A 25,379-nucleotide genomic window follows, 5' to 3' on the forward strand; every position below is an offset into this window, starting at 1 on the left:
CGGTCAGCGTATTCGCTCCAGCGGGAGCCGCGCGCGCACCCTCCAACCCCCCTTGTACAGGCCGGTCTCGGCCTCCCCGCCGAGCAGTGCGGCACGCTCCCGCATTCCGCGCAGTCCGCTCCCGCTGCCGGTCATGACGGAGGGCCGGTCCGGCACCGGATTCGTCACCTCCAGGTCCAGCCGGTCGGCGACCATGCCGATCCGTACCCGCACCGGCACGGGGCCGCAGTGCCGCAGCACATTGGTGAGCGCCTCCTGGAGGATCCGGTAACCCTCCTGGGTGACCGGGCCGGGCAACTGCTCCAGCGGGCCCAGCAGTTCTGCGTCGACGACGGCGCCGGAGGCGCGGGCCGACTCGAACAGCCGGTCGGCCTCCGCCAGCGTCGGCCGCTGGGACGGCCGCTGGCTGGACTCCCGCAGGACGAGCAGCACCCGCTCCAGGTCCTCCAGCGCGGCCCGGCCCGTCTCCTCGATCGCGCACAGCGCGCGGTCCGTGAACTCCGGGTCGCCCGCCGCGCGCGCGGCCCCCGCCTGGACGACCGCCACGGTCAGCGCGTGGCCGATCGAGTCGTGCAGCTCCCGCGCGATGCGGGTGCGTTCCAGCAGCTGCTCGGTCCGCACCTCCAGCGCGGTCAGCCGCTCCGACGGCGAGGGTCCCAGCAGTCGGCGGGCGATGGCAGTGATCATGTCGCCGAGCAGGACCACGGCGACGAGCAACAGGACGAGCGGCAGCGGAGCCAGCAGCCACGCCGCCCAGGAGGGGAGGGAGGCCGGCACCAGCCTGTCCTCGGTGACCGTCCCGCCGAGCGCGGTCGTGACCAGCTGGACCGTGAGCACCGGCAGCCACACCGTGGCGGCCATGGCGGCCAGCGAAACGACGAGCCGTATCTCCAGCCACATCAAGGTCCGCCAGCGGTCGCTCCAGCCCCTGGAGGCGATGGTGCTGAAATTGTGCTCCTCGGCTTCCTCGTTGCCCTGGGCGTTGCGCGCGGGCGGAGCGAGGAGGAACTGCGCCTGGAGCCCCTCGGCCAGCCGCATCCAAGGCAGGAGTCCCATCGGTATGACGATGAGCAGCGGCACCCACGGGGCCTCGGGCGCTATGAACATCCATACGGCCAGCATCAGGATGGGCGCGCACAGATGCACCCAGCGTGAATAGGTCACTGGTCGGAGCGCGGCGCGGAACAGTCGGTGCATCCCCTCATCGTTGCAGGCAGGGGAGGCGCGGCGGCTCCCCCACGTGGGGGAGAAGGAACCCTCGCTCGGGGGAGGAAGAGGGAGGGGGCCGACGGCGAACCTTGAGGCATGAACAGCATCGAGATCCGAGAACTGACCAAGGAATTCGGCCGGACCCGGGCCGTGGACCACCTCACCTTCGATGTCATGCCCGGTCGCGTGACCGGATTCCTCGGGCCCAACGGGGCCGGGAAGTCGACCACGTTGCGGCTGCTGCTCGGCCTGGACCGGATCACCTCCGGGACGGCCACCATCGGAGGCCGGCGGTTCACCGAACTGTCCGATCCCCTCCACCGGGTGGGCGCGCTCCTGGACGCACAGTCAGCGCACGGCGGGCGCACCGCCCGTGACCACCTCCGCCTCCTCGCCGCGGCCAACCGCATCCCGATGAGCCGGGTGGAGGCGGTCCTGGAGCAGTCGGGGACAGCCCCGGCGGCGAAGCGCCGGATCAAGACCTTCTCGCTGGGCATGCGCCAGCGCCTCGGGATGGCGGCCGCGCTGCTCGGAGACCCGGAGGTGCTGATCCTGGACGAGCCGACCAACGGGCTCGACCCCGAAGGCATCATCTGGATCCGCGAGCTCATGCGCGGCCTCGCCGCCGAGGGGCGCACGGTCCTGGTCTCCAGCCATCTGATGACCGAGACCGCGATCCTCGCCGACCACCTGGTCGTGCTGGGGGAAGGCAGGCTGCTGGCCGACATGCCGATGGAGGAGTTCATCGACGCCCGCAGCACCCCGAGGGTGCGGCTGCGCACCACCGACCCGGTCCGGCTCCGGGCAACCCTGGCCCGGGAGGACCTCGCACTCGTCACCGCCGAAGGCGGGCGGTGGACGGTGGACGGCATACAGGCCGAACGACTCGGCGCCATCGCCGCCCGCGAAGGCATCCCGCTGCTGGAACTGGTCGACGAGCGGGCCTCGCTGGAGGAGGCCTACCTCGATCTGACCGCAGGCAGCGCGCAGTTCGCCGCCACCCGCTGACCCACCTCTTCCCCATCCCTTCCCACCCTTTCCAAGGAGGCCTCCCCATGAGCACCGCTCTGCCCACCATCCCTGTCCTGCACTCGGAATGGATCAAGATACGGTCCCTGCGCGGCACCTTCGGGGCGCTGATATCCGTCTTCGCCGTCACGGTGGGGATCCAGGCGCTGACGGCCGCGATGATCGGCCAGTCGGAGGCCGGCAGCATGGGGGACGACCCGCTCCTCGCAGCCTTCTACAGCCTCAACTTCGGCCAGATAGCGGCCTTCGCCTTCGGCGCCACCGCGCTCTCCTCCGAATTCCACAACGGCGCCCTGCGCACGTCCCTGACCGCGGTGCCGAACCGTGCGCGGCTCTACCTGTCGAAGGTGGCCGTGGTGGGCGGACTCGCCTTCCTGACCGGCCAGCTCACCGCGCTGGTCACCTTCGTCGCCGGACAGGCGTTCATGGGGCCCTATGCCCTGGAGCTGGGCAGTCCGGGCAGCTACCGTGCGATCTTCGGCTGCGGCGCGTACCTCACGCTGATGGCTCTGCTGGCGGCCGGGCTGACGGCGGTGCTGCGCAGTGCCACGGTGGTCCTGAGCCTGCTCATACCCCTCACCCTGATCGTGTCGTTCGTACTCGGCGCGGCTTCCGAAGGCGTCGCCCAGTACCTGCCGGACCGTGCGGGGCAGATGATGATGCGCCTGGACACGTCGACGGGCCTCGCTCCCTGGACCGGTCTCGGGGTACTCGCCCTGTGGGCACTGGTCGCGGTGATCGGCGGATGGATATCGGTGCGAGGGCGCGACGCCTAGGCCGTCTCTTTCGGATCTTGCCAGGCGTCGCGGGCCCGGCAAGATCCGAAAGAGGCGGCCTAGCACCGGACCGCCTGCCGGCTACGGGCTGCCGGTGGGTCGTGGGGGCATCACCCGGTGAGCAGGGCGGAGAGCTCGCGCATGTGGTGGAAGACGAGGGTTCCGGGGCCTTCGAGCTGCGAGGCGGGGGTCAGCCCGCCGGCGTAGCCGAAGGCTCGCATCCCGGCGGCGCGGGCCGCCTGGACGCCGGGACGGCTGTCCTCGACGACCGCGCAAGCGGCGGGGTCCACACCCATCCGCCGTGCGGCGTACAGGAAGAGGTCCGGGGCCGGCTTGCCGCGGGAGACCTCGGTCGCGCTGTGGATACGCCCGGCGAAGCGCTCGTAGAGGCCGGTGCGGCCGAGGGTGTGGCGCATCTTCTCGTGCGAGCCGCTGGAGGCGACACAGGTCGGCAGATCGATCACGTCGAGCGCCTCCGGCAGCCCCTCGACCGGAGACAGCCCGGAGTCCACCGCCTCCCGGTGGAGTTCCTCGAACCGCTCCCACCAGAGAGCGGCCGCATCGGCACCGAGTCGTTCGGCGATCTGTTCGCGGATGGAGGCGGAGGAACGCCCGATGAACCGGTCGACGACCTCGGCTTCGGTGAGCGGCCAGCCGAACTCCGCTCCCAGGGCGACCTGGACACGGGCGGCGATCCGTTCGCTGTCGACGAGAACCCCGTCGCAGTCGAATATCACGAGTTCGATCGGCTTGATGATCATCCTCGGATGGTAGACGGATCGACGGCCTGGAGCGGGCGTTGAGACCAAGGGGGTTGGGCAGCGCCCAGAAGCGGACACCGCCCCATGGGCACGGTGGGCTTGGGTCCATTCGGTCGGTGTCTCCGGACACGTGAACGATTCTTCTTGCTGCATTCGACTGAATGGGCTTCCGGCGAAGCGATTGGACGGGTGATCGTTAAGAGGCTCGAACTCTGGTTACGAGGAAGGGAATTCTCCATGCGTCTCCGTCATGCACTCGCACGCTTGGGCAGGCTCAGCCTGACGGTTGGCACTGCAGCCGTGCTGGTCACGGGCCTGGCCACCAATGCGCAGGCCGCATCGGGAACGATCCGGTACTTCAGTGCCGGCGGCCAGGAATTCGACATCACCAATCCGCCGGACAACGTCTGTCTCACACTCCAGGTGCGGGCGACCAACGTCACCAACGAGACGAACAAGCGCGTGAGCATCTACCTCGACACGAGCTGCAACACCTTCGTCACGACCTTGGTCCCCGGCCGCGGAGTGTCCTATGTCGGCGGCCCTCAGTCGGTGCGGGTGATCGGCTGAGGGGGCGGCGGAATTCGGCACGGAGGAGCATGCGAAGACCGCCCGCGATCAGGTCCGGGAGGACACGGTCGCGGGCGGCGTTCAGTACTTCTGGGGGTGTCCGGGGGTCAGAGGATCGACCCCGGGGTGTAGCCCGCGGCCTCGGGGTGCTCCTTGGTGATCTCCTCGATGCGCGAGACCACCGCGGCGACCTGGTCGCCCGCCGCGCCCGTGAAGGACAGCTTGTCGGCCATCAGGGCGTCCAGCTGGGCCCGGTCCAGCGGCATCCGCTCGTCGGCGGCCAGCTTGTCGAGCAGCTCGTTGCGCTCCGCGCCCTGCTCACGCATGGCGAGGGCGGAGGCCACCGCGTGCTCCTTGATGACCTCGTGGGCGGCCTCGCGGCCCACCCCGGCCCGCACGGCGCCCATGAGGACCTTGGTGGTGGCGAGGAAGGGCAGGTAGCGGTCCAGCTCGCGGGCGACCACGGCCGGGAAGGCGCCGAACTCGTCGAGGACCGTCAGGAAGGTCTCCATCAGGCCGTCGAGCGCGAAGAACGCGTCGGGCAGGGCGACCCGGCGGACCACGGAGCAGGAGACGTCGCCCTCGTTCCACTGGTCGCCGGCCAGCTCGCCGGTCATCGAGGCGTAGCCGCGCAGGATGACCATCAGGCCGTTCACGCGCTCGCAGGAGCGGGTGTTCATCTTGTGCGGCATCGCGGACGAACCGACCTGGCCGGGCTTGAAGCCCTCGGTGACCAGCTCGTGGCCGGCCATCAGGCGGATCGTCTTGGCGATCGAGGACGGAGCGGCGGCCAGCTGCACCAGGGCGGTGACCACGTCGTAGTCGAGCGAACGCGGGTAGACCTGGCCGACCGAGGTGAAGGCCTGGCCGAAGCCGAGGTGGGCGGCGATCCGCTGCTCGAGGTCGGCCAGCTTCGCGGCGTCGCCGCCGAGCAGGTCCAGCATGTCCTGAGAGGTGCCGACCGGGCCCTTGATGCCGCGCAGCGGGTAGCGGGTCAGCAGGTCTTCCAGACGGCCGTAAGCGACCAGCAGCTCGTCGGCCGCGGTGGCGAAGCGCTTGCCCAGGGTGGTCGCCTGCGCGGCGACGTTGTGGGAGCGACCTGCCATGACCAGCTCGGCGTGCTCGCCGGCCAGCTTGCCCAGGCGGGCGAGGACGGCGACCGTACGGTCCCGGGCCAGTTCCAGCGAGAGCCGGATCTGGAGCTGCTCGACGTTCTCGGTGAGGTCGCGCGAGGTCATGCCCTTATGGACGTGCTCGTGGCCGGCGAGGGCGTTGAACTCCTCGATGCGGGCCTTCACGTCGTGCCGGGTGACCTTCTCGCGCTCGGCGATGGAGGCGAGGTCGACGGTCTCAAGGACGCGCTCGTAGTCGGCGAGGGCCGCGTCGGGGACCTCGATGCCGAGGTCCTTCTGGGCGCGGAGCACGGCGAGCCACAGCCGCCGCTCCAGCGTCACCTTGTACTCGGGGGACCACAGGACGGCGAGCTCCGCAGAGGCGTAGCGGCCGGCCAGGACATTGGGGATGCGGGGCTTGGCAGTCACGTGTAGGGATTCTACTTGGGCCGCGGCTGTGTGTTTACGCAGGTAGGGACCCCGTCCGGGATTGTGCCTTGCTACGAGAGCCGGCGGGGCCCGGAAGGGTCGGCCTGGGCGGGGTGGTCGCCCGCCGGGGCCTCGTGCGGCAGCAGCTCCGGGCGCTTGGCCGGACGGCCGTCCCCGCTGGAGCGGCCCGTCAGGCGGCGGCCGACCCACGGGAGCAGGTGCTGCCGCGCGAAGCTGAGGTCCTGCGCGCGGCGGGCGGCCCAGCCCGGCACGGCGGCGGGCGGGAGCTCGGTGCGCCAGTCCGCCTCGGGCGGCAGGCCCAGCGTCTGCCAGACCGCCTCCGCGACCCTGCGGTGGCCTTCGGCCGTCAGGTGCAGCCGGTCCACGTCCCACATCCGCTGATCGCCGAGCGCGGCGGACCCGTACAGGTCGACCACGAGGGCGCCGTGGCGGGCGGCGAGCTCGTCGATGATGACGAAGAGCTCCTCCATGCGTGGGCGGAAACGTTCCATCACGGGGCCGTTGCGGCCCGGGGAGCGCATCAGGACCAGCGTCTTGCAGGAGGGGGCCAGCAGTCCGACGGCCTCCTCCAGGTGTCCGCGGACCCGGCCCATGTCGACCTTGGGCCGCAGGGTGTCGTTGAGCCCGCCGACCAGGGTGACCACATCGGCGCCCATCGCGGCGGCCGCGGGAGCCTGCTCCCCGGCGATCTGCCCGATCAGCTTGCCGCGGACCGCGAGGTTCGCGTAGCGGAAGCCGGGCTCGCGCGCGGCGAGGCGGTCGGCGAGCAGATCGGCCCAGCCCCGGTAGGAGCCGTCGGGAAGCAGGTCCGACATGCCCTCGGTGAAGGAGTCGCCGACCGCGACGAAACTGGTGTAAGACGCATTCATCTCCATGGCGGGAGCGATGTTACCGCCCGGTGCCCCGGTCCCGCAGGCGGGACCGGGGCACCGGGCCCGGCAAGATCCGAAAGAGACGGCCTAGGCCGAGGCCGGCCTGCCGAACAGCTCGCGCAGCACGTCCTCCATCGTGACCAGGCCCGTCATGGCCCCGTCCGGTCCGAGCACCGCCGCCAAGTGCGTACGACTGCGCCGCATCGCGGTCAGCACGTCGTCCAGCGGGGTCTCCGCCCGCACCTGCGCGATCGGCCGCAGTGCGGTCACCGGGAACGGCTCGTCCCGCTCCGCCGCGTCCAGGGCGTCCTTGACGTGCAGGTATCCCAGGATCCGGTGCTGCGCGTCGATCATCGGGAAACGGGAGTACCCCGACTCCGCCGACAGCTGTTCCAGCCCGGCCGGCGTGATGCCCTCGCGGGCCGGAACCACCCGGTCCGCAGACAGCACCACATCGGTCACCGGCCGCCGCCCCAGCTCCAGGGCGTCGTGCAGCCGCTCGCGCGCGCGGTCGTCGATGAGCCCCGCGTTGCTGGAGTCCTTGACGATGCGGGCCAGCTCGTCGTCCGAGAAGGTCGCCGCGACCTCGTCCTTGACCTCCACCCGCAGCAGGCGCAGCAGGGCGTTGGCGAAGGCGTTGATCGCGAAGATCACCGGTCGCAGCCCCCGGGTCAGGGTCACCAGCGGCGGGCCCAGCAGCAGTGCGGTCCGCACCGGCTCGGCCAGCGCCACGTTCTTCGGCAGCATCTCGCCGAAGAGCATGTGCAGGTACGTGGCCAGCGCCAGCGCCACCACGAAGGAGATCGCGTGCGTCAGCCCGGACGGCACCCCGAAGAAGTCGAACGCCGGGGTCAGCAGGTGCGCGATGGCCGGTTCGGCCACCACGCCCAGCACCAGGGTGCACAGCGTGATGCCCAGCTGGGCCGCAGCCATGAGCGCCGACACGTGCTCCAGGCCCCACAGCACGGCGCGCGCCCTGCGGTCGCCCTGCTCGGCGTACGGCTCGATCTGGCTGCGCCGGACCGAGATCAGCGCGAACTCCGCGCCGACGAAGAAGGCGTTGACGACGAGGGTCGCCAGGCCGATCAGCAACTGGACGGCAGTCATCGGGCCTCCTCCGTACCGTCGTCACGGGTCGGTTCGACCGGCACGTGCAACAGCACCCGCGCGGCCCGCCGCCCACTCGCGTCCACCACGTCCAGCCGCCAGCCGTCGAGCTCCAGGCTGTCGCCGACCAGCGGGATCCGCCCCAGCTGGGTCGCTATCAGACCGGCCAGCGTCTCGTACGGACCGTCCGGCACGCGCAGGCCGATCCGCTGGAGCTGGTCGGTGCGCGCGGAGCCGTCCGCGGAGAAGAGCGACCGCCCGGAGGCGTCCTCCCCGGCGGGGGCCAGGTCGGGGGTCTCGTGCGGGTCGTGCTCGTCGCGGACCTCGCCGACTACCTCCTCGACGATGTCCTCCAGCGTGGCCACACCGGCCGTGCCGCCGTACTCGTCGATGACCACGGCCATGGTCTGCTTGCCGGACAGCCGGTCCAGCAGCCGGTCCACGGTCAGGGATTCCGGTACGAGGAGGGGCTCGCGCAGCAGCTGCGACACCGGGGTGCGGTGCCGCTCCTCGGCGGGCAGCGCCAGTACGTCCTTGATGTGGACGGTGCCGACGACGGTGTCGAGGCTGCCCCGGTAGACGGGGAAGCGGGAGAGACCGGTGGCGAGCGTGGCGTTCGCCACGTCCTCGGCGGTGGTCTGCACGTCGAGGGCGGTGACCTGGACGCGCGGGGTCATGACGTTCTCCGCGGTCAGGTCGGCGAGGTTCAGGGTCCGCACGAACAGTTCGGCGGTGTCCTTCTCCAGGGCGCCCGCCTTCGCGGAGTGCCGGGCCAGGGCCACGAGCTCCTGCGGGGTGCGCGCCGAGGCGAGCTCCTCGGCGGGCTCCATGCCGAACCTGCGGACCATGTGGTTGGCCGTGGTGTTCAGATGGCTGATGAGCGGCCGGAAGGCGCGGCTGAAGATCCGCTGGGTGGTGGCGACGCGCTTGGCGACGGCCAGCGGCGAGGAGATCGCCCAGTTCTTGGGCACCAGCTCACCCACGACCATCAGGACGACGGTCGACAGCACGGTGCCGAGGATCAGCGCGGTCGAGGACGCGGCGCCGGCGGACAGGCCCATGGCCTCGAAGGGCCCCTTGAGCAGGGCGGAGATCGAGGGCTTGGAGATCATGCCGATGACCAGGCCGGTCACCGTGATGCCGAGCTGGGCACCGGAGAGCTGGAAGGTCAGGCTGCGGACGGCGGCCAGGGCGCTGTCCGCGCCGCGCTCGCCGCGCTCGGCGGCCCGCTCCAGCTCGCTGCGCTCGATGGTGGTCAGCGAGAACTCGGCCGCGACGAAGACGCCGCAGGCAAGGCAGAGCAGCAGCGCCACGACGAGCAGGAGCACTTCGGTCATCGGTCGTTCACCTCCGTCCCATGATCGGCCAGGAGGGAGGGTGCCGCGCGGCGTCGCGGGCGGGAGGGGACTGGGGAGGGATGGGGACTGGGAGGCTCGCCCATGGGCGGACGCTCACACCTTTCGTTCGAAGAGGGACACGCAGAGTGGGACAGATGCTTACATGGTAAAGGAAGGGCAAAGTGATCGGATCGTCTTTTCGGTGGACCCCGCCCATGGGGCCGTGATGGGATCCGCGCATGAACGATCTTTACATCGAACCCGCGTCCGCGGCCGATCTTCCGGCCGTCCTCGACTTCTGGAAGGCCGCTGCCGAGGGTACGAGCATCAGCGACGACCTCGCGGGTGTCGAGCGCCTGCACGCCCGCGACCCGCGGGCGCTGCTGCTCGCCCGCAGGGACGGCGAGCTCGTGGGTGCGGTCATCGCCGGGTTCGACGGCTGGCGGTGCCACCTGTACCGGCTCGCCGTGCACCCGGACCGGCGCCGCCAGGGGATCGACTCGGCCCTGCTGGCCGCAGCCGAGGAGCGGTTCGAGGAGCTCGGCGGGCGGCGCGCGGACGCGATGGTGCTCAACCGCAACGAACGGGGCCAGCGGGCCTGGGAAGCCGGCGGCTACCACCCCGAGGACCACTGGACGCGCTGGGTCAAGCCGCTGGCGCAGACCCCGTGACGCACCGCAGCACCCCGGCCGCCGCTCTGCCCCTCCTCCTCGCCGCGGGACTGCTCGCGCTGACCGGCTGCGGTACGAAGGTGGCGGGGGCCGGCGGCGCGCAGGGGCCGCCGGCGCCCTCGGTGACCCCCTCCGTGGACTACGCGGCCCAGGCGGCGGCCGCGGTCGCGCGGCACGACAAGCTGTTCCCCGAGATCGCGGCGCGCTGCGCGGACCAGGGCGCGCCGAAAACCACGGAGACGCCGGCGGCCACGGGTGCGCCGGGTGCGCTGCCCACGGATCCCGAGGCGGGCAAGTACGCGGAGAACCACGCCTACAAGCAGCAGGCCGAGCTCGGCCCCGCGGCCAGGTGCCGCGGCGACGCGCACGCCGCGCGGATCCGGGCGGCCTTGACGGGCGGCTCCGGCGGGAAGGGCGCGCCGCACACGGTGGACGAGCTCCGTGCGCTCCTGATGGGGCTGGGGTACGGGTTCGACAGCGGCGGTGTCTACGGATCCGGGTCGGTCAACGTCTCGTTCGTCCTGTCGGTTCCCGAGAGCGGTCCGTGCGTGACGGGCCGGCTGGGCCCGCCCGTGAGCGTCAAGGCGCACGGGGTCTACGTGGAGGGCGGCTGCCTCGAACCACGCGGAGGCCACTGACCCGCGCGGGACGGCCCGCCGCGGGCTGACAGGCGGCCATGTGAAGGGCCGGTCATGCGGAGAGCCGGCCATGCGGAGGGCCGGTCATCCGGAGGGGCGGCCATCCGCAGGGCTGCCATGCGCAGGGCTGCCATGCGCAGGGGGCCGCCCGCCACCGGGCGGCCCCATGCGCATGACCGCGTCAGACGGCCGGCGGGGACCAGGTGCCGTGCAGGGGCGCGGCGAGCCAGCCGGCCGCGGAGGCGCGGAAGTCGGCGGGGTCGAGGGCGCCCGCCGCCGCGGGGATCGCGCCCAGCAGGGGGAGGGCGGAGACCGACGGGAGGTCGGCCAGGTTGCAGCGGGCCGCCAGATCGGGCTCGGCCGGCCAGCTGCCGATCACCACGCCCAGGGCGGTGAGCTCCCGGGCCCGGAGGGCTTCCGCGGTGAGGGCCGTGGAGTTGAGGGTGCCCAGACCCGCCGGGGCCACGATCAGGACCGGGGCCCCGAGGAGGCGGGCCGCGTCGGCCAGGGTGTGCCCGGCCTCGTCGAAGCGGACCAGGAGGCCGCCCGCGCCCTCCACGAGGACCAGGTCGTGGGAGAGTGCCAGAGCGCGGACAGTCTCCGCGATCCGCTCCGGGGAGACCGTCGGGAGGCCGGCCCGCCGGGCCGCCGTGTCCGGGGCCAACGGCTCCGGGTAGCGCGCCAGTTCCACGGCGGTGACGGCGGGCCCGGCCAGCCGGGCTACCTCCGCCGCGTCCCCGGGCTCCTGCGGGCCGACGCCCGTCTGGGCCGGCTTCAGGACGGCCACCGAGAGTCCCGCGGCCAGCGCGGCCGCGGCGACGGCCGAGGTGACGACCGTCTTGCCGATCTCGGTTCCCGTCCCCGAGACCACGAGTACCGCCATGTCAGGCCTCCTTCGCGGCCGCGACCACCGCACGGCAGATGCGGGCCACATCGGGGTCGCCCGTGACGAACGGCGGCATCGTGTAGATCAGGTCCCGGAACGGGCGCAGCCACACGCCCTCCCGGACCGCCGCCGCCGTGGCGCGTGCCATGTCGACGGGGTGATCGAGCTGGATGACGCCGATCGCGCCCAGGACCCGTACCTCCCGGACGCCGGGCAGCTCCGCCGCCGGGGCCAGCCCCTCCAGCAGGGCCGCCTCGATGCGCTTGACCTCGCGCTGCCAGTCCTGCCCGAGCAGCAGCTCGATCGAGGCCAGTGCCACCGCCGCCGCCAGCGGGTTGCCCATGAAGGTCGGCCCGTGGGCCAGGACCGGGACCTCGCCCTGCGAGATCCCGTCCGCGACCCGCTCCGTGCAGAGCGCGGCGGCGAGGGTGAGGTAGCCGCCGGTCAGCGCCTTGCCCAGGCACATCACGTCCGGGGTGATCCCGGCGTGGTCCGCCGCGAACAGCGCGCCGGTGCGGCCGAAGCCCGTGGCGATCTCGTCCAGGATCAGCAGGACGTCGAACTCGTCGCACAGCTCCCGCAGCACCCGGAGGTAGCCGGGGTTGTGGAAGCGCATGCCGCCCGCGCCCTGGACCACCGGCTCCACGATCACGGCCGCCAGTTCGTCCCGGTGCCCGGAGAACAGGGAGCGCAGGTGGGCGACGTAGGACTCGTCCACGGGGGCGGAGAAGCCGCTCGGCGGGGCGTCCGCGAAGAGCTGGCGCGGGAGGATCCCCGACCACAGCTCGTGCATGCCGCCCTCGGGGTCGCAGACGGCCATCGGCTGCCAGGTGTCGCCGTGGTAGCCGCCCCGCCAGGTGAGCAGCCGGGTCTTCCCGGGGCGTCCCACCGAACGCCAGTACTGGAGGCACATCTTCACCGCGACCTCGACCGAGACCGAACCGGAGTCGGCGAGGAAGACGTGCTCCAGGCCGGCCGGGGTGAGCTCGACGAGCTTGGCCGCCAGCCGGACGGCGGGCTCGTGGGTGAGCCCGCCGAACATCACGTGTGACATCCGGCCGAGCTGGCCGGTCACGGCCTGGTTCAGCACCGGGTGGTTGTACCCGTGGATCGCCGACCACCAGGAGGACATGCCGTCGACCAGCTCGTCGTGTCCCCGGGAGGGTTCGGCGAGCCGCAGCCGGACCCCGGAGGCGGATTCGACGACCAGCGGCTCCTGCCGCCCGGGCATCGGGCCGTACGGGTGCCAGACGTGCTGCCGGTCCAGCGCCAGCAGCTCGGCGGCCGTGAGTCCGGCGGCCGGGAGCCCAGCGGCCGGCAGCTCGGCGGCGGCCAGACCGGCGGCCGGGAGTCCGGCCGCCGGCAGCCCGTCGGGCGAGTGGTGCTGATCAGGCATTGGGAGCGAGGTCCGTTCCCGCGCCGCGGCGGCGTACCGCCACCAGACCGGACCGGACCTCGCCCGCCTCGGCCTGGGCCGGTACGGGGGCCTCGTGCCCGGCGTGCCCCGAGCAGCCGCCGCACGCCGAACCGCAACCGGCCCCGTCCGCCGGGGCGGAAGGGTCGGAGGAGGCGGAGGCGGAGGAGCCGCAGAGCGAGGCGCCCGCGCCCTTCGAGCCGCAGCCCCCGGCGCTCTCCGCGGCCTCGGAGCGGTGGGTGGGCAGCGTGGACGTACCGGCGCCCTCGACCTCGAAACCGGCGTCCGCGATCATGTCGAGGTCGGCCTGGCCGGCCTGGCCCTCACTGGTCAGGTAGTCGCCCAGGAAGATCGAGTTGACCAGGTGCAGGGCGAGGGGCTGCATGGTGCGCAGGTGCACCTCGCGCCCGCCCGCGAGGCGGACCTCGACGTCGGGGCAGACGAAGCGGACCATCGCCAGGATGCGCAGGGCGCGCTGCGGGGTGAGGTTCCACTCCTTGGCCAGCGGGGTGCCCTCGAAGGGGATCAGGAAGTTGACCGGCACCGAGTCCGGGTCCAGCTCGCGCAGCGAGTAGACGACGTCGACGAGGTCCTCGTCGCTCTCGCCCATGCCCGCGATCAGACCCGAGCAGGCAGACAGGCCCGCGGCGTGCGCCTTCTGCACCGTGTCGACCCGGTCCGCGTAGGTGTGGGTCTTGGTGATCTGGCCGTACGTGGCCTCGGAGGTGTTGAGGTTGTGGTTGTAGGCATCCGCGCCCGCGTCCTTCAGGCGCTCAGCCTGGCCGTCCGACAGCAGACCGAGGCAGGCGCACACCTCGATGCCCTCGTTCTGCTCCTTGATGGCCTCGATCGTCTTGCCCACGCGGTCCACGTCGCGGTCCGTGGGGCCGCGCCCGCTCGCCACCAGGCACACCCGCTTCGCCCCGCCGGCCACGCCCGCGGCCGCGGCCTGGGAGGCCTCCTCGGGCTTCAGCCACGTGTACTTGAGGATCTCGGCCTTCGATCCCAGCCGCTGGGAACAGTACGAGCAGTCCTCGGGGCAGAGCCCCGATTTCAGGTTGACCAGGTAGTTCAGCTTGACCCGGCGCCCGAACCACTGGCGGCGCACCTTGCCGGCCGCGGCCACCACGTCCAGCAGTTCGTCGTCAGAGGTCGCCAGCACGGCGAGTGCCTCTTCACGGGTCGGCAGCTCGCGCCGCAGCCCCTTGTCCACGAGGGTGTTCAGCAGGTCCATGGTCCCGATCCTGTCCCACCCGACCACTCCCGGCCAAGGAGAGATCGAACAACATGGCCGGAAGAGAGTGTGTGTATCGCCACACCTGTCGCCCGGGTCACGGGCGGTTAGGGTCGGGCAGGTCTGTGGACTGCCGACAAAACGCGAGGACCGTCGATGCCCGACCAGCACACCCCCGCCCCCGTGGACGTCTTCTCCTGGATCGACGACGCGGAGCGGGCCCGGGAACAGGCCGGACTCGTCCGGACGCTGCGTCCGCGGCCGGCGGATTCCCCGCTGCTCGATCTCGCGAGCAACGACTACCTCGGGCTGTCCCGGCACCCGGAGACGGTACGGGGGGCGCGCGAAGCGGCCGAGCGCTGGGGCGCGGGAGCGACCGGTTCTCGCCTCGTCACCGGCACCACCGAGCTGCACGCGGAGCTGGAGCGGGAGCTGGCCGCCTTCTGCGGGTTCGAGGCGGCGCTGGTGCTCTCCTCCGGGTACGCGGCCAACCTCGCCGCCGTCACCGCGCTCAGCGACCGCGGCACCCTGGTCGTCTCCGATGCGGGCAACCACGCCTCGATCGTGGACGGCTGCCGGCTCTCGCGCGCCGAGACCGCCGTCGTCCCGCACTCCGACCCCGACAGCGCGCGCAAGACGCTCGCCGCCCACGGGGGGCGGGCCCTGCTGGTCACCGACTCGGTGTTCTCGGTCGACGGGGACGCCGCACCGCTCGCGCAGTACGCCGCGGCCTGCCGGGCCGAGGGCGCGGCCCTGCTCGTGGACGACGCCCACGGGCTCGGCGTGCTGGGGGCGGGCGGCCGCGGCGCGCTGCACGCCGCCGGGCTCGCGGGGGCGCCCGGGGTGGTCGCGACGCTGACCCTCTCGAAGTCCCTGGGCAGCCAGGGCGGCGCCGTACTGGGCCCGGCCAAGGTGATCCGGCACCTGGTCAACACCGCGCGGACCTTCATCTTCGACACCGGGCTCGCCCCGGCCGCGACGGGCGCCGCGCTGGCCGCCCTGCGCCTGCTCCAGCGGGAGCCGGAGCGCGCGGACCGGGCCCGCGAGGTGGCCGCCGAGCTGTACGGGCGGCTCACCGCGTCCGGCCTGACCGCGGCCCGGCCGGACGCGGCCGTGGTGTCGGTACGGGCCCCGTCGGCTTCGGCGGCACTGCGCTGGGCCGCCGACTGCCGCGAGGCTGGTCTGTCCGTGGGGTGCTTCCGGCCTCCGTCGGTGCCGGACGGCATCTCCCGACTGCGACTGACCGCGCGGGCGGATCTCACGGGGGTGGAGATCGGCCGGGCGGTGGAGACGATCCTGGGGACCGCTCCGTCCGGAGCCACGGACCGCTGAGCGGAGCTACGGGACCCTTTCGGCCCGTGGTTCCGTTCCCATGGAGTCGAGGAAACCGTTCCAGGCCGGCCCGGTGAAGAGCACGGCCGGGCCGTCCGTCCGCTTGGAGTCGCGGACGGCGAGCAGTCCGCCACCGAGGACGGCCGTTTCCACGCAGTTGTTCATTCCGGTGCTGCGGCTGCTTCGCCGCCACCGCGCGCTGTTCAGAAGTCCGCCTGTGGATAAGGGGGTTGCGGACACGGGGGGTGCCTCCTTACGCGTCGTCAGCGAGGGCGCTGATGAGATCCGACGAGTCGCGGGGCGGGAGGGCGTGCGCCTGGATGGTGCGGAACGCGGCGCTGTACGCCTCAAGGTCTTCCTTCCGCTCCAGATAGAGGCTACTCGTCAAATGGTCGAGTACCACCACATCCAGATCGGCGATGGTCGGAAATGAGAAAATTACGAACGGTCCGGTGAGGCCGAGATGTCCCCCCACGCTGAACGGCAGCACCTGCAGCCGCACTTGGGGCAGGCGTGCCACCTCCACCAGGTACCGCAGCTGCTCCTCCATCACCCCCGGGCCGCCGATCGAGCGCCGCAGCACCGCCTCGTCCAGCACGGCGCTCAGCTGCAGCGGCGGATCCGCCCGCAGCACGCTCTGGCGCGCCAGGCGTACGTCGACCAGCGCGTCGACCTTCGGCTCCGGCAGCCCGCCCAGCGCGGCCCGGGTCACCGCGCGCGCGTACTCCGGAGTCTGCAGGAGCCCCGGCACCACGGAGAGTTCGACCGTGCGGGCCGAGCGGGCGCCCGCCTCCAGGCTGATGAAGTCCCGGTACTCCTGCGGCAGCAGACCCCGGTAGTCGTGCCACCACTGCCGGCCGCGCCCGGTGTCCGCGTCCGGCCCGGGGCCCGCCGCCGAGGCCGAGAGGGCCTCCAGCAGCGCGCGCTGCTGCGCGCTCACGACGTCTCCGTAGACGTCTAGCAGCAGCCGGATGTCCTCGACCTTGACGCCGCTGCGCCCGGTCTCGATACGGCTGATCTTCGACTGGTGCCATCCCGCCAGCCGGGCCGCCTCACCACTGGTGAGTCCGGACCGGTCACGAAGGGCACGCAGTTCCTCGCCGAGCTTGCGTCGGCGCACCGCGGGACCGTGCTGCACACCCACCTCCTTCCACCGGCACAGCTCGCACCAGTCTGCCGTCCAAATACGCTCTTCCGTAGCAGAGTTCACTGCATCGAGCGACAGATATATGCATATCTTGGGGGATCTGCGGAAACGGCGGGACGATGGGTGGCACTCTGGCGTCCAGCACAGATCCGGGGCGGCTCCGCCCCGGTGGGAAAGGGACCGTCGCCATGGCAGATCACCAGGAAGCATCCGTCACTCTGCCGAGCGATCCCGCCTCGGTCGCGGCCGCCCGGCGTTACGTCGCCGAGGTGCTGAGCGGGTGGGGACTCCCCGACGGGACCGACACCGCCGACAGCATCCGGCTGATCGTCTCGGAGCTGGCCACCAACTCCGTGCAGCACACCTTCGGCAAGTCGCCCACCTTCACCGTGGACGTCCGCCTGGAGCGCGAGGAATGGCTCCGCATCGGGGTCACCGACAGCCACCCGCGCTGGCCCAGGCGGCTCCCGGCCGCCGTCCAGCAGGACAACGGCCGGGGGATGGTCATCATCCGCTGGCTCGCGGCGGAGGCGGGCGGCCGGCTCTCGGTCAGTCCGACCGAGGACGGGGGCAAGACCGTGTGGATCGCCCTGCCCTGGGCGGTCGGCACTCCGGCGGCGATGCCCACCGGCTGCTGACCGGATCAGGAGCCCGCGCGCTCCGCCGCGCTGCGCTCGATGCACAGTTCGTTGCCCTCGGGGTCCGTGAGCGTGACCCAGCCGCTGCCGTCCTCCCGCCGCATGTCGGAGAAGAGCTTCGCGCCGAGCCCGAGGAGACGCTCGACGTTCTCGTCGCGGGTGCCGGTCGTCGGCTGGATGTCCAAGTGGACCCGGTTCTTGACGGACTTGCCCTCCGGCACCCGGCAGAAGAGCAGGCCGGTCACTCCCGGCTGACCCGGCACGAGCGAGATCTCGGGGTCGTCCGCCAGGTCGTCCGGGTGGATGGGCCAGCCGGTGACCTCGGACCAGAACTGCGCCAGTGCGTACGGGTCCTGCGCGTCGAAGGTGATGTGGTGGACGGGGTTCAGAAACATGCTGCTCCTCGTGGTCCGCTCCGTATACGGAACGGGGCTGGGCGGCGACCGGAGTTGAACTGGGCACCTCCCCGAAACGTGGGTTAACTCAGCGGAAAAACGCGGCACCTAGCGTGGCGGCCACGTCCCCATCGCCAATGATCACCCATGGGCCGGCAAAGCGGCGGTGGTCGGGACGGAAAGCCTTTCCCCGCGTTGGGCAAGACACGCTTGGCTTGGATATGTGCAGGTCAACAAAGTGTTGAAGGACCGTAGGGTCGGCTCGGCACGATGTCGATCATGTCCCGGAAGCTTGGTGATTGCTGTGCAACTGACCCCCCACGAGCAGGAAAGACTGCTCATCCACGTGGCCGCGGACGTGGCCGAGAAACGCAAGGCGCGGGGCGTCCTCCTCAACCATCCCGAGGCCATCGCCCTGATCACCGCACACATCCTGGAAGGCGCCCGGGACGGGCGGACCGTGGCCGAGCTGATGGCCTCCGGACGATCCGTCCTGTACCGCTCGGAGGTCATGGAGGGGATACCCGAGATGATCCACGACGTCCAGGTCGAGGCGACCTTCCCGGACGGCACCAAGCTCGTCACCGTCCACGACCCGATCGTCTGAGAGCGAGTACCCGCATGATCCCCGGCGAAATCGCCTACGGGGACGGTCCGGTGCGCCTCAACGAAGGCCGGCCCGTCACCCGTCTCACCGTGCTCAACTCCGCCGACCGGCCCGTCCAGGTCGGCTCCCACTACCACTTCGCCGAGGCCAACCCCGGCCTCGACTTCGACCGCCGAGCCGCCCGCGGACTGCGCCTCGACATCGCCGCCGGCACCGCGGTCCGCTTCGAGCCGGGCATCCCGGTCGCCGTGGCACTCGTACCGCTGGCCGGGCTGCGCACCGTGCCGGGCCTGCGCGCGGAGACCGGAGGGCCGCTCGATGGCTGAGATATCGCGCCAGGTCTACTCGGACCTCTTCGGCCCCACCACGGGCGACCGCATCCGCCTCGCCGACACCGACCTCTTCGTCGAGATCGAGCGGGACCTCGGCGGCGGCCCCGGACTGGCCGGCGACGAGGCCGTGTTCGGCGGCGGCAAGGTCATCCGCGAATCCATGGGCCAGGCCCGCACCACCCGCGCCGAGGGCGCCGCCGACACCGTTGTCACCGGGGTGGTGATCCTCGACCACTGGGGCATCGTCAAGGCCGACGTCGGCATCCGCGACGGCAGGATCTGCGGCATCGGCAAGGCGGGCAACCCCGACACGATGGACGGGGTCGACCGGGCCCTGGTCATCGGCCCGGAGACCGAGATCATCGCGGGCAACGGGAAGATCCTCACCGCCGGCGCCATCGACGCCCACGTGCACTTCATCTCCCCCACCGTGATCGAGGAGGCCCTCGCCTCCGGCATCACCACCCTCGTCGGCGGCGGCACCGGACCCGCGGAGGGCACCAAGGCCACCACCGTCACCCCCGGACCCTGGCACCTGGCCCGGATGTTCGCCGCGCTGGAGGCCCACCCCGTCAACATCGGCCTGCTCGGCAAGGGCAACACCATGTCCGGCGAGGGCATGTACTCCCAGCTGCGCGGCGGTGCGCTCGGCTTCAAGCTCCACGAGGACTGGGGATCCACCCCCGCCGTCATCGACGCCTGCCTCACCGTCTGCGAGGAGACCGGCGCCCAGGCCGCCATCCACACCGACACCCTCAACGAGGCCGGATTCGTGGCCGACACCCTCGCCGCCATCGGCGGACGGACCATCCACTCGTACCACACCGAAGGCGCGGGCGGCGGGCACGCGCCCGACATCGTCACCGTGGTCTCCGAGCCGAACATCCTGCCCAGCTCCACCAACCCGACCCGGCCGCACACCGTCAACACCGTCGAGGAACACCTCGACATGCTGATGGTCTGCCACCACCTCAACCCGGCCGTCCCCGAGGATCTGGCCTTCGCCGAATCCCGGATCCGGCCCTCCACCATCGCCGCCGAGGACGTCCTGCACGACCTGGGTGCCATCTCGATCATGTCCTCCGACGCCCAGGCCATGGGCCGGGTCGGCGAGGTGATCCTGCGGACCTGGCAGACCGCCCACGTGATGAAGAAGCGGCGCGGCTCCCTGCCCGGCGACGGACCCGCAGACAACCACCGGGCCCGCCGCTACGTCGCCAAGTACACGATCAACCCCGCCGTCGCCCAGGGCCTGGCCCGCGAGATCGGCTCGGTGGAGACCGGCAAGCTCGCCGACCTGGTGCTGTGGAACCCCGCCTTCTTCGGCGTCAAACCCGAACTCGTCATCAAGGGCGGCCAGATCGCCTACGCGCAGATGGGCGACGCCAACGCCTCCATCCCCACCCCGCAGCCGGTCCTGCCGCGCCCGATGTTCGGGGCCTACGGTCGCGCCCCCGGCCTCAACTCCGTCAACTTCACGTCCCAGGCCGCCCTCGACGACGGACTGCCCGAACGGCTCGGACTCGGCAAGGAGTTCGTCGCCATCGAGAGCACCCGCAAGGTGACCAAGGCGGACATGCGCAACAACGACGCCATGCCGAGGGTCGAGGTCGACGCCGACACCTTCACCGTCACCATCGACGGCGAAGTCGTGGAACCGGCGCCGGCCGCGGTGCTGCCCATGGCCCAGCGTTACTTCCTCTTCTGATGGGAGGGCCCCTTCCGATGGGAGGACCTCGTCCGACGGGCACGCCGCGATGAGCCTCGCCGCCCTCCTCGTCCTCGCCGACGGCCGCTTCCCCGCCGGCGGGCACGCCCACTCCGGCGGGGCCGAGGCCGCCTGCAAGGCGGGCCGGATCCACGACGCCGCCACCCTGGACGACTTCTGCCGGGGCCGGCTGCACACCGCCGGGCTCGTCGCGGCCGGCCTCGCCGCTGCGGCCGCCCTCGGGCTCGACCCGGCGGCCCTCGACGGGGCCGCCGACGCCCGGACCCCGTCGCCCGCGCTGCGCACCGCCGCGCGCAGGCTCGGGCGCCAGCTCATGCGGGCCGCCCGCGCCACCTGGCCCGGCGCGGAACTCGACGCGCTGGCCGCCGCGTTCCCGCGCGGGGCGCACCAGCCCGTGGTGCTGGGCGTCACGGCCCGGTCGGCGGGGCTCGGCGCGCTGGAGGCCGCGCACGTGGCGGCGTACGAGAGCGTGAGCGGGCCGGCGACCGCCACCGTACGGCTGCTCGGCCTGGACCCCTTCGAGGCGAGCCGGGTCCTGGCCGGGCTCGCCCCCGAGCTGGACTCCGTGTCCCGGCAGGCGGAGCGGGCGGCGCTGCGCGCCCGCGCCGAGGGCCCGCACGTCCTGCCCGCGGCCTCCTCGCCGCTGCTGGACATCGCGGCCCAGGCCCATGCCGACTGGCCGGTGCGCCTCTTCGCCTCCTGATCCGGCGCACCCGAGCCGCCCCCCTGCATCCCCGCACCCCCCGCAGCACCCCAAGGAGAACCCCATGCACCTCGACCACGGCGCGGTCTTCCCGCACCGCCACACCCACAGCGCCGAACCGCTGCGCCCGGACGGCAGCCGCCGCGCCCTGCGCATCGGCCTCGGCGGCCCGGTCGGCTCCGGCAAGACCGCCACCGTCGCCGCCCTCTGCCGGGAGCTGCGCGCGGAGCTGTCCATGGCAGTCGTCACCAACGACATCTACACCCGCGAGGACGCCGAGTTCCTGCTCCGCGAGGCCGTCCTGCCGCCCGAGCGGATCAGCGCCGTGGAGACCGGGGCCTGCCCGCACACCGCGATCCGCGACGACATCTCCGCCAACCTGGAGGCCGTCGAGGAGCTGGAGGAGGCCTTCCTCGGGCACGGCCGGCTCGACCTCATCCTCGTGGAGTCCGGCGGCGACAACCTCACCGCCACCTTCTCCCGGGGCCTGGTCGACGCCCAGATCTTCGTCATCGACGTGGCGGGCGGTGACGACATCCCGCGCAAGGGCGGCCCCGGCGTCACCACCGCCGACCTCCTCGTCGTCAACAAGACCGACCTGGCCCCCCACGTCGGCTCGGACCTGGGCCGGATGGCCCGCGACGCCGCCGAGCAGCGCGGCGAACTACCCGTGGCCTTCCAGTCCCTGCGCGGCGGCGAAGGCGTGGCTCCGGTGGCCGCCTGGGTGCGCGAGCGGATCGCCGCCTGGTCGGACCGGTGAGTCCTACGGTGACGGGCGCGGCCCCGCCCGGCCCCCCGGCCCCCGCTCCGGCCGGCCTGCGCGCCACCGCCCGGATCGGCGCCGCCGCCGACGGCCGGGGCTCCACCGCCCTGCCCCTGCTGGCCGGGGAGGGGCCGCTCGCCCTGCGCCGGACCCGGGGCGAGGGCGGCGAGGCCGGCGTCATGCTGGTCGGCGCGATGAGCGCCCCCCTGGGAGGCGACCACCTCACCGTCGAGGCCGAAGCCGGTCCCGGCGCCCGGCTGGTGCTCCGCTCCGCGGCGGCCACCCTGGCGCTGCCCGGCCGGCACGGGGAGCCCGCGCGGTACGACGTACGGCTCGCGCTGGCGGACCGGTCGGCGGTGCGCTGGCTGCCGGAGCCACTGGTCTCGGTGCGCGGCAGCGACCTGCGGGTCCGCACCCGCGCCGAACTCGCCCCCACCGCCCGGCTCCTGCTGCGCGAGGAGCAGGTGCTGGGCCGCACCGGGGAACTCCCGGGCCTGCTGCGCAGCCGGCTCACGGTGACCCGGGACGGACGGCCGCTGCTGGACCAGGAACTGGCCTGCGGTCCCGGAGCGCCCGGCGGCTGGGACGGTCCGGCGGGACTCGCCGGCCACCGGGCGCTGGGCCAGCTCCTGGTGGTGGACCCGGACTTCGGGGCGAACCCGCCGCAGGCCCGGATGCTCGGCGAGTTCGCGGCGGTCACCCCGCTGGCGGGCCCCGCCGTCCTGGTCACGGCCCTGGCACCGGACGCGCTGCGGCTGCGCGAACTGCTCGACTCCGCCTGCGGAAGCTACGGTTGGTGACCCGTAAGCACACCCGCGGACGGGGGAGCAGAACCCCGGACGAACCCGGCACCGCTCAGCGGTACACCCGTTTCCGGATATCGGGTTGGCAAAGATAGGGCCCGCGCTCTGTCGCCCGCTCCTGGTCAGGCGAAAGTATCCCCCTGCACACGCCGACGACATCCACCGGCCCGAACCCCGCCGCCCATGGCGGCAGATGACGCAGGGGGAACAACCACGTGATACGCAACGCGGCGCTGGGGAGCGCCGCCACTCTGATCACCGGCACACTGGCGGCGAGCCTGCTGCTCGCCCCGACCGCGTCGGCTTCCCAGGCCTCCTCGGCCGGGCGCGACAGCGGGATCGCGGAGGCGATCGGCACCCAGATCGCCGCCGCCCGTGCGGCCCGTACCGGGATCGACTGGAAGGACTGTCCGGCCGACTGGGGCTTCGAGAAGCCCATCCAGTGCGGCTATGTGAAGGTCCCGCTCGACTACAGCAAGCCGTTCGGCAAGACGATCGACCTCGCGGTCGACCGCGCCGTCAGCACCGGCACCAAGCAGGAGCGCCAGGGCGCGCTCATCTACAACCCGGGTGGTCCCGGTGCCTCGGGCATGCGCTTCCCCCGCCGCATCACCACCAACAGCGCGCTGTGGGTCAACACCGCGAAGGCCTACGACTTCGTGGGCTTCGACCCGCGCGGCGTCGGCCACTCAGCGCCGATCTCCTGCATCGACCCGCAGGAGTACGTCTCGGTCCCCAAGGCCGACCCGGTGCCGGACGGCAAGGCCGACAAGAACGCCCAGCGCAAGCTCGCCGCGGAGTACGCGGACGGCTGCAAGGAGCGCAGCGGCGAGATGCTGCCGTTCATGACCACGCCGAACATCGCGCGTGACCTGGACGTCATCCGTGCCGCACTCGGCGAGCAGAAGCTGAACTTCCTCGGCGTCTCCTTCGGCACCTACATCGGCGGGGTCTACGCGACCCTGTTCCCGAACCACGTGCGCCGCATGATCGTCGACAGCGTGGTGGACCCGGACCGCGACAACATCTGGTACGAGGCCAACCTCGGCCAGGACGTCGCCTTCCAGATGCGCTGGAACGACTGGGAGGACTGGGTCGCCAAGAACGACGGCGTCTTCCACCTCGGCGACACCCGCGCCAAGGTCGAGGCCAAGTGGCTCGAGCTGCGCGCCAAGGCCAAGGCCAACCCGCTCGGCGGGCTCGTCGGCCCGGCCGAGCTCATCGGGTTCTTCCAGAGCGCCCCGTACTACGACTCCTCCTGGGTGCCCGTGGCCCAGACCTGGGCCGCGTACGCGGCCGGTGACGAGCAGGCGCTGATCGACGCCATCGCCCCGGACATGACCGACATCCAGGGCAACATCGCCGCGGAGAACGGCACCGCCGTCTACACCGCCGTGGAGTGCGCCGACGCCAAGTGGCCCACCAGCTGGTCCAAGTGGGACCGGGACAACACCGAGCTCCACAAGAAGTACCCCTTCATGACCTGGGCCAACGCGTGGATGAACCTCCCCTGCGCGACCTGGAAGTCCAAGCAGTACAACGCGATCGAGGTCGGTGCCGGTGCCCGCAGCGGCCTGCCGCCGGTCTTGATCGTGCAGTCCGAGCGCGACGCGGCCACGCCGTACGAGGGCGGGGTCTCGCTGCACAACCGGCTCGCCGGTTCGCGTCTGATCACCGAGCAGAACGCCGGCTCGCACGGTGTCACCAACCTGGTGAACCCCTGCATCAACAGCCGGGTGGACACCTACCTGCTCACGGGCAAGGTCGACGCCCAGGACGTGAAGTGCGGTCCGCACGCCACTCCGGTGGCCCCGGCCGCCGTCGCCGCCAAGTCGCTCGCCCAGGCTCCGGCCGCCGCCGAGCTCCAGGCGAAGGACGAGCTCCCGGCCATCCGCTAGCCGGCCGGGGCAACAGCTCCACACCGCACGGGAGAGGGCTCAGCGCGTCCTGCGCCGGGCCTTCTTCCGTGCTTCCTCCTCCTCGGCCTTGACCTCGGCGGCGTACCGGTCCACGTACTCCTGGCCGGACAGCGCGAGGATCTCGTACATGATCTCGTCGGTGACGGCCCGCAGCACGGCCCGCTCGCGTTCCATCCCGGCGTACCGGGAGAAGTCCAGCGGCCGGCCGAAGCGGATCGTGACCCGCCGGATGCTGGGGATCTTCTGCCCGGGCGGCTGGATCTCGAAGGTTCCGACCATCGCGCACGGTACGACGGGCACCCCGGCGCCCAGCGCCATCGCCGCGACCCCCACCTTGCCCTTGTAGAGCCGCCCGTCGTGCGAGCGGGTGCCCTCCGGGTAGATGCCGAGCAGCTCGCCCTTGGAGAGCACCCCGAGCCCCTCGCGGAGCGCGGCCTGACCGGCGTCCTTGCCGGAGCGGTCGACGGGGATCTGGCCGGCGCTGCGGAAGAAGGCGGCGGTGAGCCGTCCCTTCACGCCCGGGCCCGTGAAGTACTCGGCCTTCGCGAGGAAGGTGATGCGCCTCTTGAGGATCGCGGGCATCAGGAAGTGGTCGGAGAAGGACAGATGGTTGCCCGCGATGATCGCCGCCCCGTCCGCGGGGATGTTCTCGAGCCCCTCGATGCGAGGCCGGAACAGCAGCCGCAGCAGCGGCCCGAGGATCACGTGCTTGAGCAAGTGGTAGAACACCAGGCCGCTCCCGTCGACTTCCCGTTGTCACGACCATCTTACGGACGGTCAGCGGCAGGCCGGAGGGGGTCTGCGCAGGAGATCCGGCGGGCGGCTTGATCTTGTCCGTACGCCGGGGGCGGCGGACCGCCCGCATCGGGGGCCTGCGGGCGCGGGAAGAGGGCGTCGCGGTGCGCGCCCGGGGTCCGTGGCACAGCTGCCGCGGCGGGCGCCCCG

Annotated in this window: 27 protein-coding genes; 14 read left to right on the top strand and 13 right to left on the bottom strand. The window is 72.2% G+C overall.

Going from position 1 to position 25,379, the window contains the following annotated elements; all coding sequences use genetic code 11:
- Window positions 1-3: 3 nt before the first annotated feature.
- Window positions 4-1,197 carry a sensor histidine kinase gene (locus tag OG904_RS27300; protein ID WP_405495353.1) on the bottom strand — a complete coding sequence of 398 codons (1,194 nt, stop codon included), beginning with the start codon at window positions 1,195-1,197 and terminating at the stop codon, window positions 4-6.
- Window positions 1,198-1,305: 108 nt separating this feature from the next.
- On the opposite strand from OG904_RS27300, the gene OG904_RS27305 reads away from it, so the two are divergent.
- Window positions 1,306-2,217 (top strand): ATP-binding cassette domain-containing protein, encoded by a 912-nt coding sequence (locus tag OG904_RS27305; protein ID WP_405495355.1) that lies wholly within the window; start codon window positions 1,306-1,308, stop codon window positions 2,215-2,217.
- Window positions 2,218-2,264: 47 nt separating this feature from the next.
- Entirely contained in the window at window positions 2,265-3,014 is a 750-nt protein-coding gene (locus tag OG904_RS27310; RefSeq protein WP_405495357.1) for an ABC transporter permease, read from the top strand.
- Window positions 3,015-3,124: 110 nt separating this feature from the next.
- Here the strand turns inward: OG904_RS27310 and OG904_RS27315 are convergent, their stop codons facing one another.
- Complete coding sequence (locus OG904_RS27315; RefSeq protein WP_405495359.1) at window positions 3,125-3,775, bottom strand: HAD family hydrolase; 651 nt, start codon at window positions 3,773-3,775, stop codon at window positions 3,125-3,127.
- 264 nt (window positions 3,776-4,039) lie between these two features.
- On the opposite strand from OG904_RS27315, the gene OG904_RS27320 reads away from it, so the two are divergent.
- A complete protein-coding gene (locus OG904_RS27320; protein ID WP_405495361.1) occupies window positions 4,040-4,345 on the top strand; it encodes a hypothetical protein in 306 nt (101 codons plus the stop codon).
- 107 nt (window positions 4,346-4,452) lie between these two features.
- Here OG904_RS27320 and purB read toward each other — a convergent pair whose 3' ends face one another.
- From purB to OG904_RS27340, 4 genes are all read right to left on the bottom strand, one after another.
- Window positions 4,453-5,886, bottom strand: coding sequence for an adenylosuccinate lyase (gene purB, locus OG904_RS27325; protein WP_328297436.1), 1,434 nt, complete (start codon window positions 5,884-5,886; stop codon window positions 4,453-4,455).
- Between the two features lie 71 nt (window positions 5,887-5,957).
- A complete protein-coding gene (locus OG904_RS27330; RefSeq protein WP_405495363.1) occupies window positions 5,958-6,782 on the bottom strand; it encodes an SGNH/GDSL hydrolase family protein in 825 nt (274 codons plus the stop codon).
- A gap of 84 nt (window positions 6,783-6,866) precedes the next feature.
- Window positions 6,867-7,886 (bottom strand): hemolysin family protein, encoded by a 1,020-nt coding sequence (locus OG904_RS27335; RefSeq protein WP_405495365.1) that lies wholly within the window; start codon window positions 7,884-7,886, stop codon window positions 6,867-6,869.
- Window positions 7,883-9,223, bottom strand: a complete 1,341-nt coding sequence (locus OG904_RS27340) for a hemolysin family protein (RefSeq protein WP_405495367.1) — start codon at window positions 9,221-9,223, stop codon at window positions 7,883-7,885. The genes OG904_RS27335 and OG904_RS27340 overlap by 4 nt, the downstream gene beginning before the upstream one ends.
- A 239-nt stretch (window positions 9,224-9,462) precedes the next feature.
- Here OG904_RS27340 and OG904_RS27345 point away from each other — a divergent pair, with 239 nt between their 5' ends.
- The gene (locus OG904_RS27345; RefSeq protein WP_405495369.1) at window positions 9,463-9,894 is read left to right on the top strand and encodes a GNAT family N-acetyltransferase; all 432 of its coding nucleotides are present in this window, start codon (window positions 9,463-9,465) and stop codon (window positions 9,892-9,894) included.
- Window positions 9,891-10,532, top strand: a complete 642-nt coding sequence (locus OG904_RS27350) for a hypothetical protein (protein ID WP_405495371.1) — start codon at window positions 9,891-9,893, stop codon at window positions 10,530-10,532. The genes OG904_RS27345 and OG904_RS27350 overlap by 4 nt, the downstream gene beginning before the upstream one ends.
- A 181-nt stretch (window positions 10,533-10,713) precedes the next feature.
- Here the strand turns inward: OG904_RS27350 and bioD are convergent, their stop codons facing one another.
- The 3 genes from bioD to bioB form a co-directional block, all read right to left on the bottom strand.
- The gene (gene bioD, locus OG904_RS27355) at window positions 10,714-11,415 is read right to left on the bottom strand and encodes a dethiobiotin synthase (protein WP_405495373.1); all 702 of its coding nucleotides are present in this window, start codon (window positions 11,413-11,415) and stop codon (window positions 10,714-10,716) included.
- A 1-nt stretch (window position 11,416) separates the two neighbouring features.
- Window positions 11,417-12,649 (bottom strand): adenosylmethionine--8-amino-7-oxononanoate transaminase, encoded by a 1,233-nt coding sequence (locus OG904_RS27360; protein WP_405498303.1) that lies wholly within the window; start codon window positions 12,647-12,649, stop codon window positions 11,417-11,419.
- Window positions 12,650-12,806: 157 nt separating this feature from the next.
- On the bottom strand, window positions 12,807-14,066 hold the full coding sequence (bioB, locus tag OG904_RS27365) for a biotin synthase BioB (protein ID WP_405495375.1): 1,260 nt from the start codon (window positions 14,064-14,066) through the stop codon (window positions 12,807-12,809).
- A 156-nt stretch (window positions 14,067-14,222) separates the two neighbouring features.
- Between bioB and OG904_RS27370 the strand changes: the two genes are divergently transcribed.
- A complete protein-coding gene (locus OG904_RS27370) occupies window positions 14,223-15,398 on the top strand; it encodes an 8-amino-7-oxononanoate synthase (protein ID WP_405495377.1) in 1,176 nt (391 codons plus the stop codon).
- A 6-nt stretch (window positions 15,399-15,404) separates the two neighbouring features.
- Here OG904_RS27370 and OG904_RS27375 read toward each other — a convergent pair whose 3' ends face one another.
- Together OG904_RS27375 and OG904_RS27380 are read right to left on the bottom strand one after the other, a co-directional pair.
- A complete protein-coding gene (locus tag OG904_RS27375; protein WP_405495379.1) occupies window positions 15,405-15,638 on the bottom strand; it encodes a DUF397 domain-containing protein in 234 nt (77 codons plus the stop codon).
- Window positions 15,639-15,651: 13 nt separating this feature from the next.
- Window positions 15,652-16,536 (bottom strand): helix-turn-helix domain-containing protein, encoded by an 885-nt coding sequence (locus OG904_RS27380; protein ID WP_405495381.1) that lies wholly within the window; start codon window positions 16,534-16,536, stop codon window positions 15,652-15,654.
- Window positions 16,537-16,733: 197 nt separating this feature from the next.
- Between OG904_RS27380 and OG904_RS27385 the strand changes: the two genes are divergently transcribed.
- Window positions 16,734-17,183 carry an ATP-binding protein gene (locus OG904_RS27385; RefSeq protein WP_405495383.1) on the top strand — a complete coding sequence of 150 codons (450 nt, stop codon included), beginning with the start codon at window positions 16,734-16,736 and terminating at the stop codon, window positions 17,181-17,183.
- A 5-nt stretch (window positions 17,184-17,188) separates the two neighbouring features.
- On the opposite strand, the gene OG904_RS27390 is transcribed toward OG904_RS27385, so the two are convergent.
- Entirely contained in the window at window positions 17,189-17,578 is a 390-nt protein-coding gene (locus tag OG904_RS27390) for a VOC family protein (protein ID WP_405495385.1), read from the bottom strand.
- 304 nt (window positions 17,579-17,882) lie between these two features.
- Between OG904_RS27390 and OG904_RS27395 the strand changes: the two genes are divergently transcribed.
- The 7 genes from OG904_RS27395 (at window position 17,883) to OG904_RS27425 (ending at window position 24,413) form a co-directional block, all read left to right on the top strand.
- A complete protein-coding gene (locus OG904_RS27395; RefSeq protein WP_405495387.1) occupies window positions 17,883-18,185 on the top strand; it encodes an urease subunit gamma in 303 nt (100 codons plus the stop codon).
- A 14-nt stretch (window positions 18,186-18,199) separates the two neighbouring features.
- Window positions 18,200-18,511, top strand: a complete 312-nt coding sequence (locus tag OG904_RS27400; RefSeq protein WP_405495389.1) for an urease subunit beta — start codon at window positions 18,200-18,202, stop codon at window positions 18,509-18,511.
- Entirely contained in the window at window positions 18,504-20,225 is a 1,722-nt protein-coding gene (locus OG904_RS27405) for an urease subunit alpha (RefSeq protein WP_405495391.1), read from the top strand. Before OG904_RS27400 ends, OG904_RS27405 begins: the two co-directional genes overlap by 8 nt.
- 49 nt (window positions 20,226-20,274) lie before the next feature.
- Window positions 20,275-20,949, top strand: coding sequence for an urease accessory protein UreF (locus OG904_RS27410; protein ID WP_405495393.1), 675 nt, complete (start codon window positions 20,275-20,277; stop codon window positions 20,947-20,949).
- Window positions 20,950-21,013: 64 nt separating this feature from the next.
- On the top strand, window positions 21,014-21,709 hold the full coding sequence (gene ureG / locus OG904_RS27415; protein ID WP_405495395.1) for an urease accessory protein UreG: 696 nt from the start codon (window positions 21,014-21,016) through the stop codon (window positions 21,707-21,709).
- Window positions 21,706-22,512 carry an urease accessory protein UreD gene (locus OG904_RS27420; protein WP_405495397.1) on the top strand — a complete coding sequence of 269 codons (807 nt, stop codon included), beginning with the start codon at window positions 21,706-21,708 and terminating at the stop codon, window positions 22,510-22,512. Before ureG ends, OG904_RS27420 begins: the two co-directional genes overlap by 4 nt.
- A 218-nt stretch (window positions 22,513-22,730) precedes the next feature.
- Window positions 22,731-24,413, top strand: a complete 1,683-nt coding sequence (locus tag OG904_RS27425; RefSeq protein WP_405495399.1) for an alpha/beta hydrolase — start codon at window positions 22,731-22,733, stop codon at window positions 24,411-24,413.
- A gap of 39 nt (window positions 24,414-24,452) precedes the next feature.
- On the opposite strand, the gene OG904_RS27430 is transcribed toward OG904_RS27425, so the two are convergent.
- A complete protein-coding gene (locus tag OG904_RS27430; protein ID WP_405495401.1) occupies window positions 24,453-25,163 on the bottom strand; it encodes a lysophospholipid acyltransferase family protein in 711 nt (236 codons plus the stop codon).
- Window positions 25,164-25,379: the final 216 nt, after the last annotated feature.

Source organism: Streptomyces sp. NBC_00096, from assembly GCF_045041305.1.
GTDB lineage: Bacteria > Actinomycetota > Actinomycetes > Streptomycetales > Streptomycetaceae > Streptomyces.

What these genes read in the sequence shown, in the direction of transcription:
- OG904_RS27340 (WP_405495367.1), bottom strand. Translation starts at nt 9,223, where the DNA reads ATGACCGAAGTGCTCCTGCTCGTCGTGGCGCTGCTGCTCTGCCTTGCC.
- OG904_RS27300 (WP_405495353.1), bottom strand. Translation starts at nt 1,197, where the DNA reads ATGCACCGACTGTTCCGCGCCGCGCTCCGACCAGTGACCTATTCACGC.
- ureG (WP_405495395.1), top strand. Translation starts at nt 21,014, where the DNA reads ATGCACCTCGACCACGGCGCGGTCTTCCCGCACCGCCACACCCACAGC.
- OG904_RS27390 (WP_405495385.1), bottom strand. Translation starts at nt 17,578, where the DNA reads ATGTTTCTGAACCCCGTCCACCACATCACCTTCGACGCGCAGGACCCG.
- OG904_RS27385 (WP_405495383.1), top strand. Translation starts at nt 16,734, where the DNA reads ATGGCAGATCACCAGGAAGCATCCGTCACTCTGCCGAGCGATCCCGCC.
- bioB (WP_405495375.1), bottom strand. Translation starts at nt 14,066, where the DNA reads ATGGACCTGCTGAACACCCTCGTGGACAAGGGGCTGCGGCGCGAGCTG.
- OG904_RS27370 (WP_405495377.1), top strand. Translation starts at nt 14,223, where the DNA reads ATGCCCGACCAGCACACCCCCGCCCCCGTGGACGTCTTCTCCTGGATC.
- OG904_RS27330 (WP_405495363.1), bottom strand. Translation starts at nt 6,782, where the DNA reads ATGGAGATGAATGCGTCTTACACCAGTTTCGTCGCGGTCGGCGACTCC.
- OG904_RS27410 (WP_405495393.1), top strand. Translation starts at nt 20,275, where the DNA reads ATGAGCCTCGCCGCCCTCCTCGTCCTCGCCGACGGCCGCTTCCCCGCC.
- bioD (WP_405495373.1), bottom strand. Translation starts at nt 11,415, where the DNA reads ATGGCGGTACTCGTGGTCTCGGGGACGGGAACCGAGATCGGCAAGACG.
- OG904_RS27335 (WP_405495365.1), bottom strand. Translation starts at nt 7,886, where the DNA reads ATGACTGCCGTCCAGTTGCTGATCGGCCTGGCGACCCTCGTCGTCAAC.
- OG904_RS27315 (WP_405495359.1), bottom strand. Translation starts at nt 3,775, where the DNA reads ATGATCATCAAGCCGATCGAACTCGTGATATTCGACTGCGACGGGGTT.
- OG904_RS27405 (WP_405495391.1), top strand. Translation starts at nt 18,504, where the DNA reads ATGGCTGAGATATCGCGCCAGGTCTACTCGGACCTCTTCGGCCCCACC.
- OG904_RS27345 (WP_405495369.1), top strand. Translation starts at nt 9,463, where the DNA reads ATGAACGATCTTTACATCGAACCCGCGTCCGCGGCCGATCTTCCGGCC.
- OG904_RS27305 (WP_405495355.1), top strand. Translation starts at nt 1,306, where the DNA reads ATGAACAGCATCGAGATCCGAGAACTGACCAAGGAATTCGGCCGGACC.
- OG904_RS27310 (WP_405495357.1), top strand. Translation starts at nt 2,265, where the DNA reads ATGAGCACCGCTCTGCCCACCATCCCTGTCCTGCACTCGGAATGGATC.
- OG904_RS27360 (WP_405498303.1), bottom strand. Translation starts at nt 12,649, where the DNA reads ATGCCCGGGCGGCAGGAGCCGCTGGTCGTCGAATCCGCCTCCGGGGTC.
- OG904_RS27400 (WP_405495389.1), top strand. Translation starts at nt 18,200, where the DNA reads ATGATCCCCGGCGAAATCGCCTACGGGGACGGTCCGGTGCGCCTCAAC.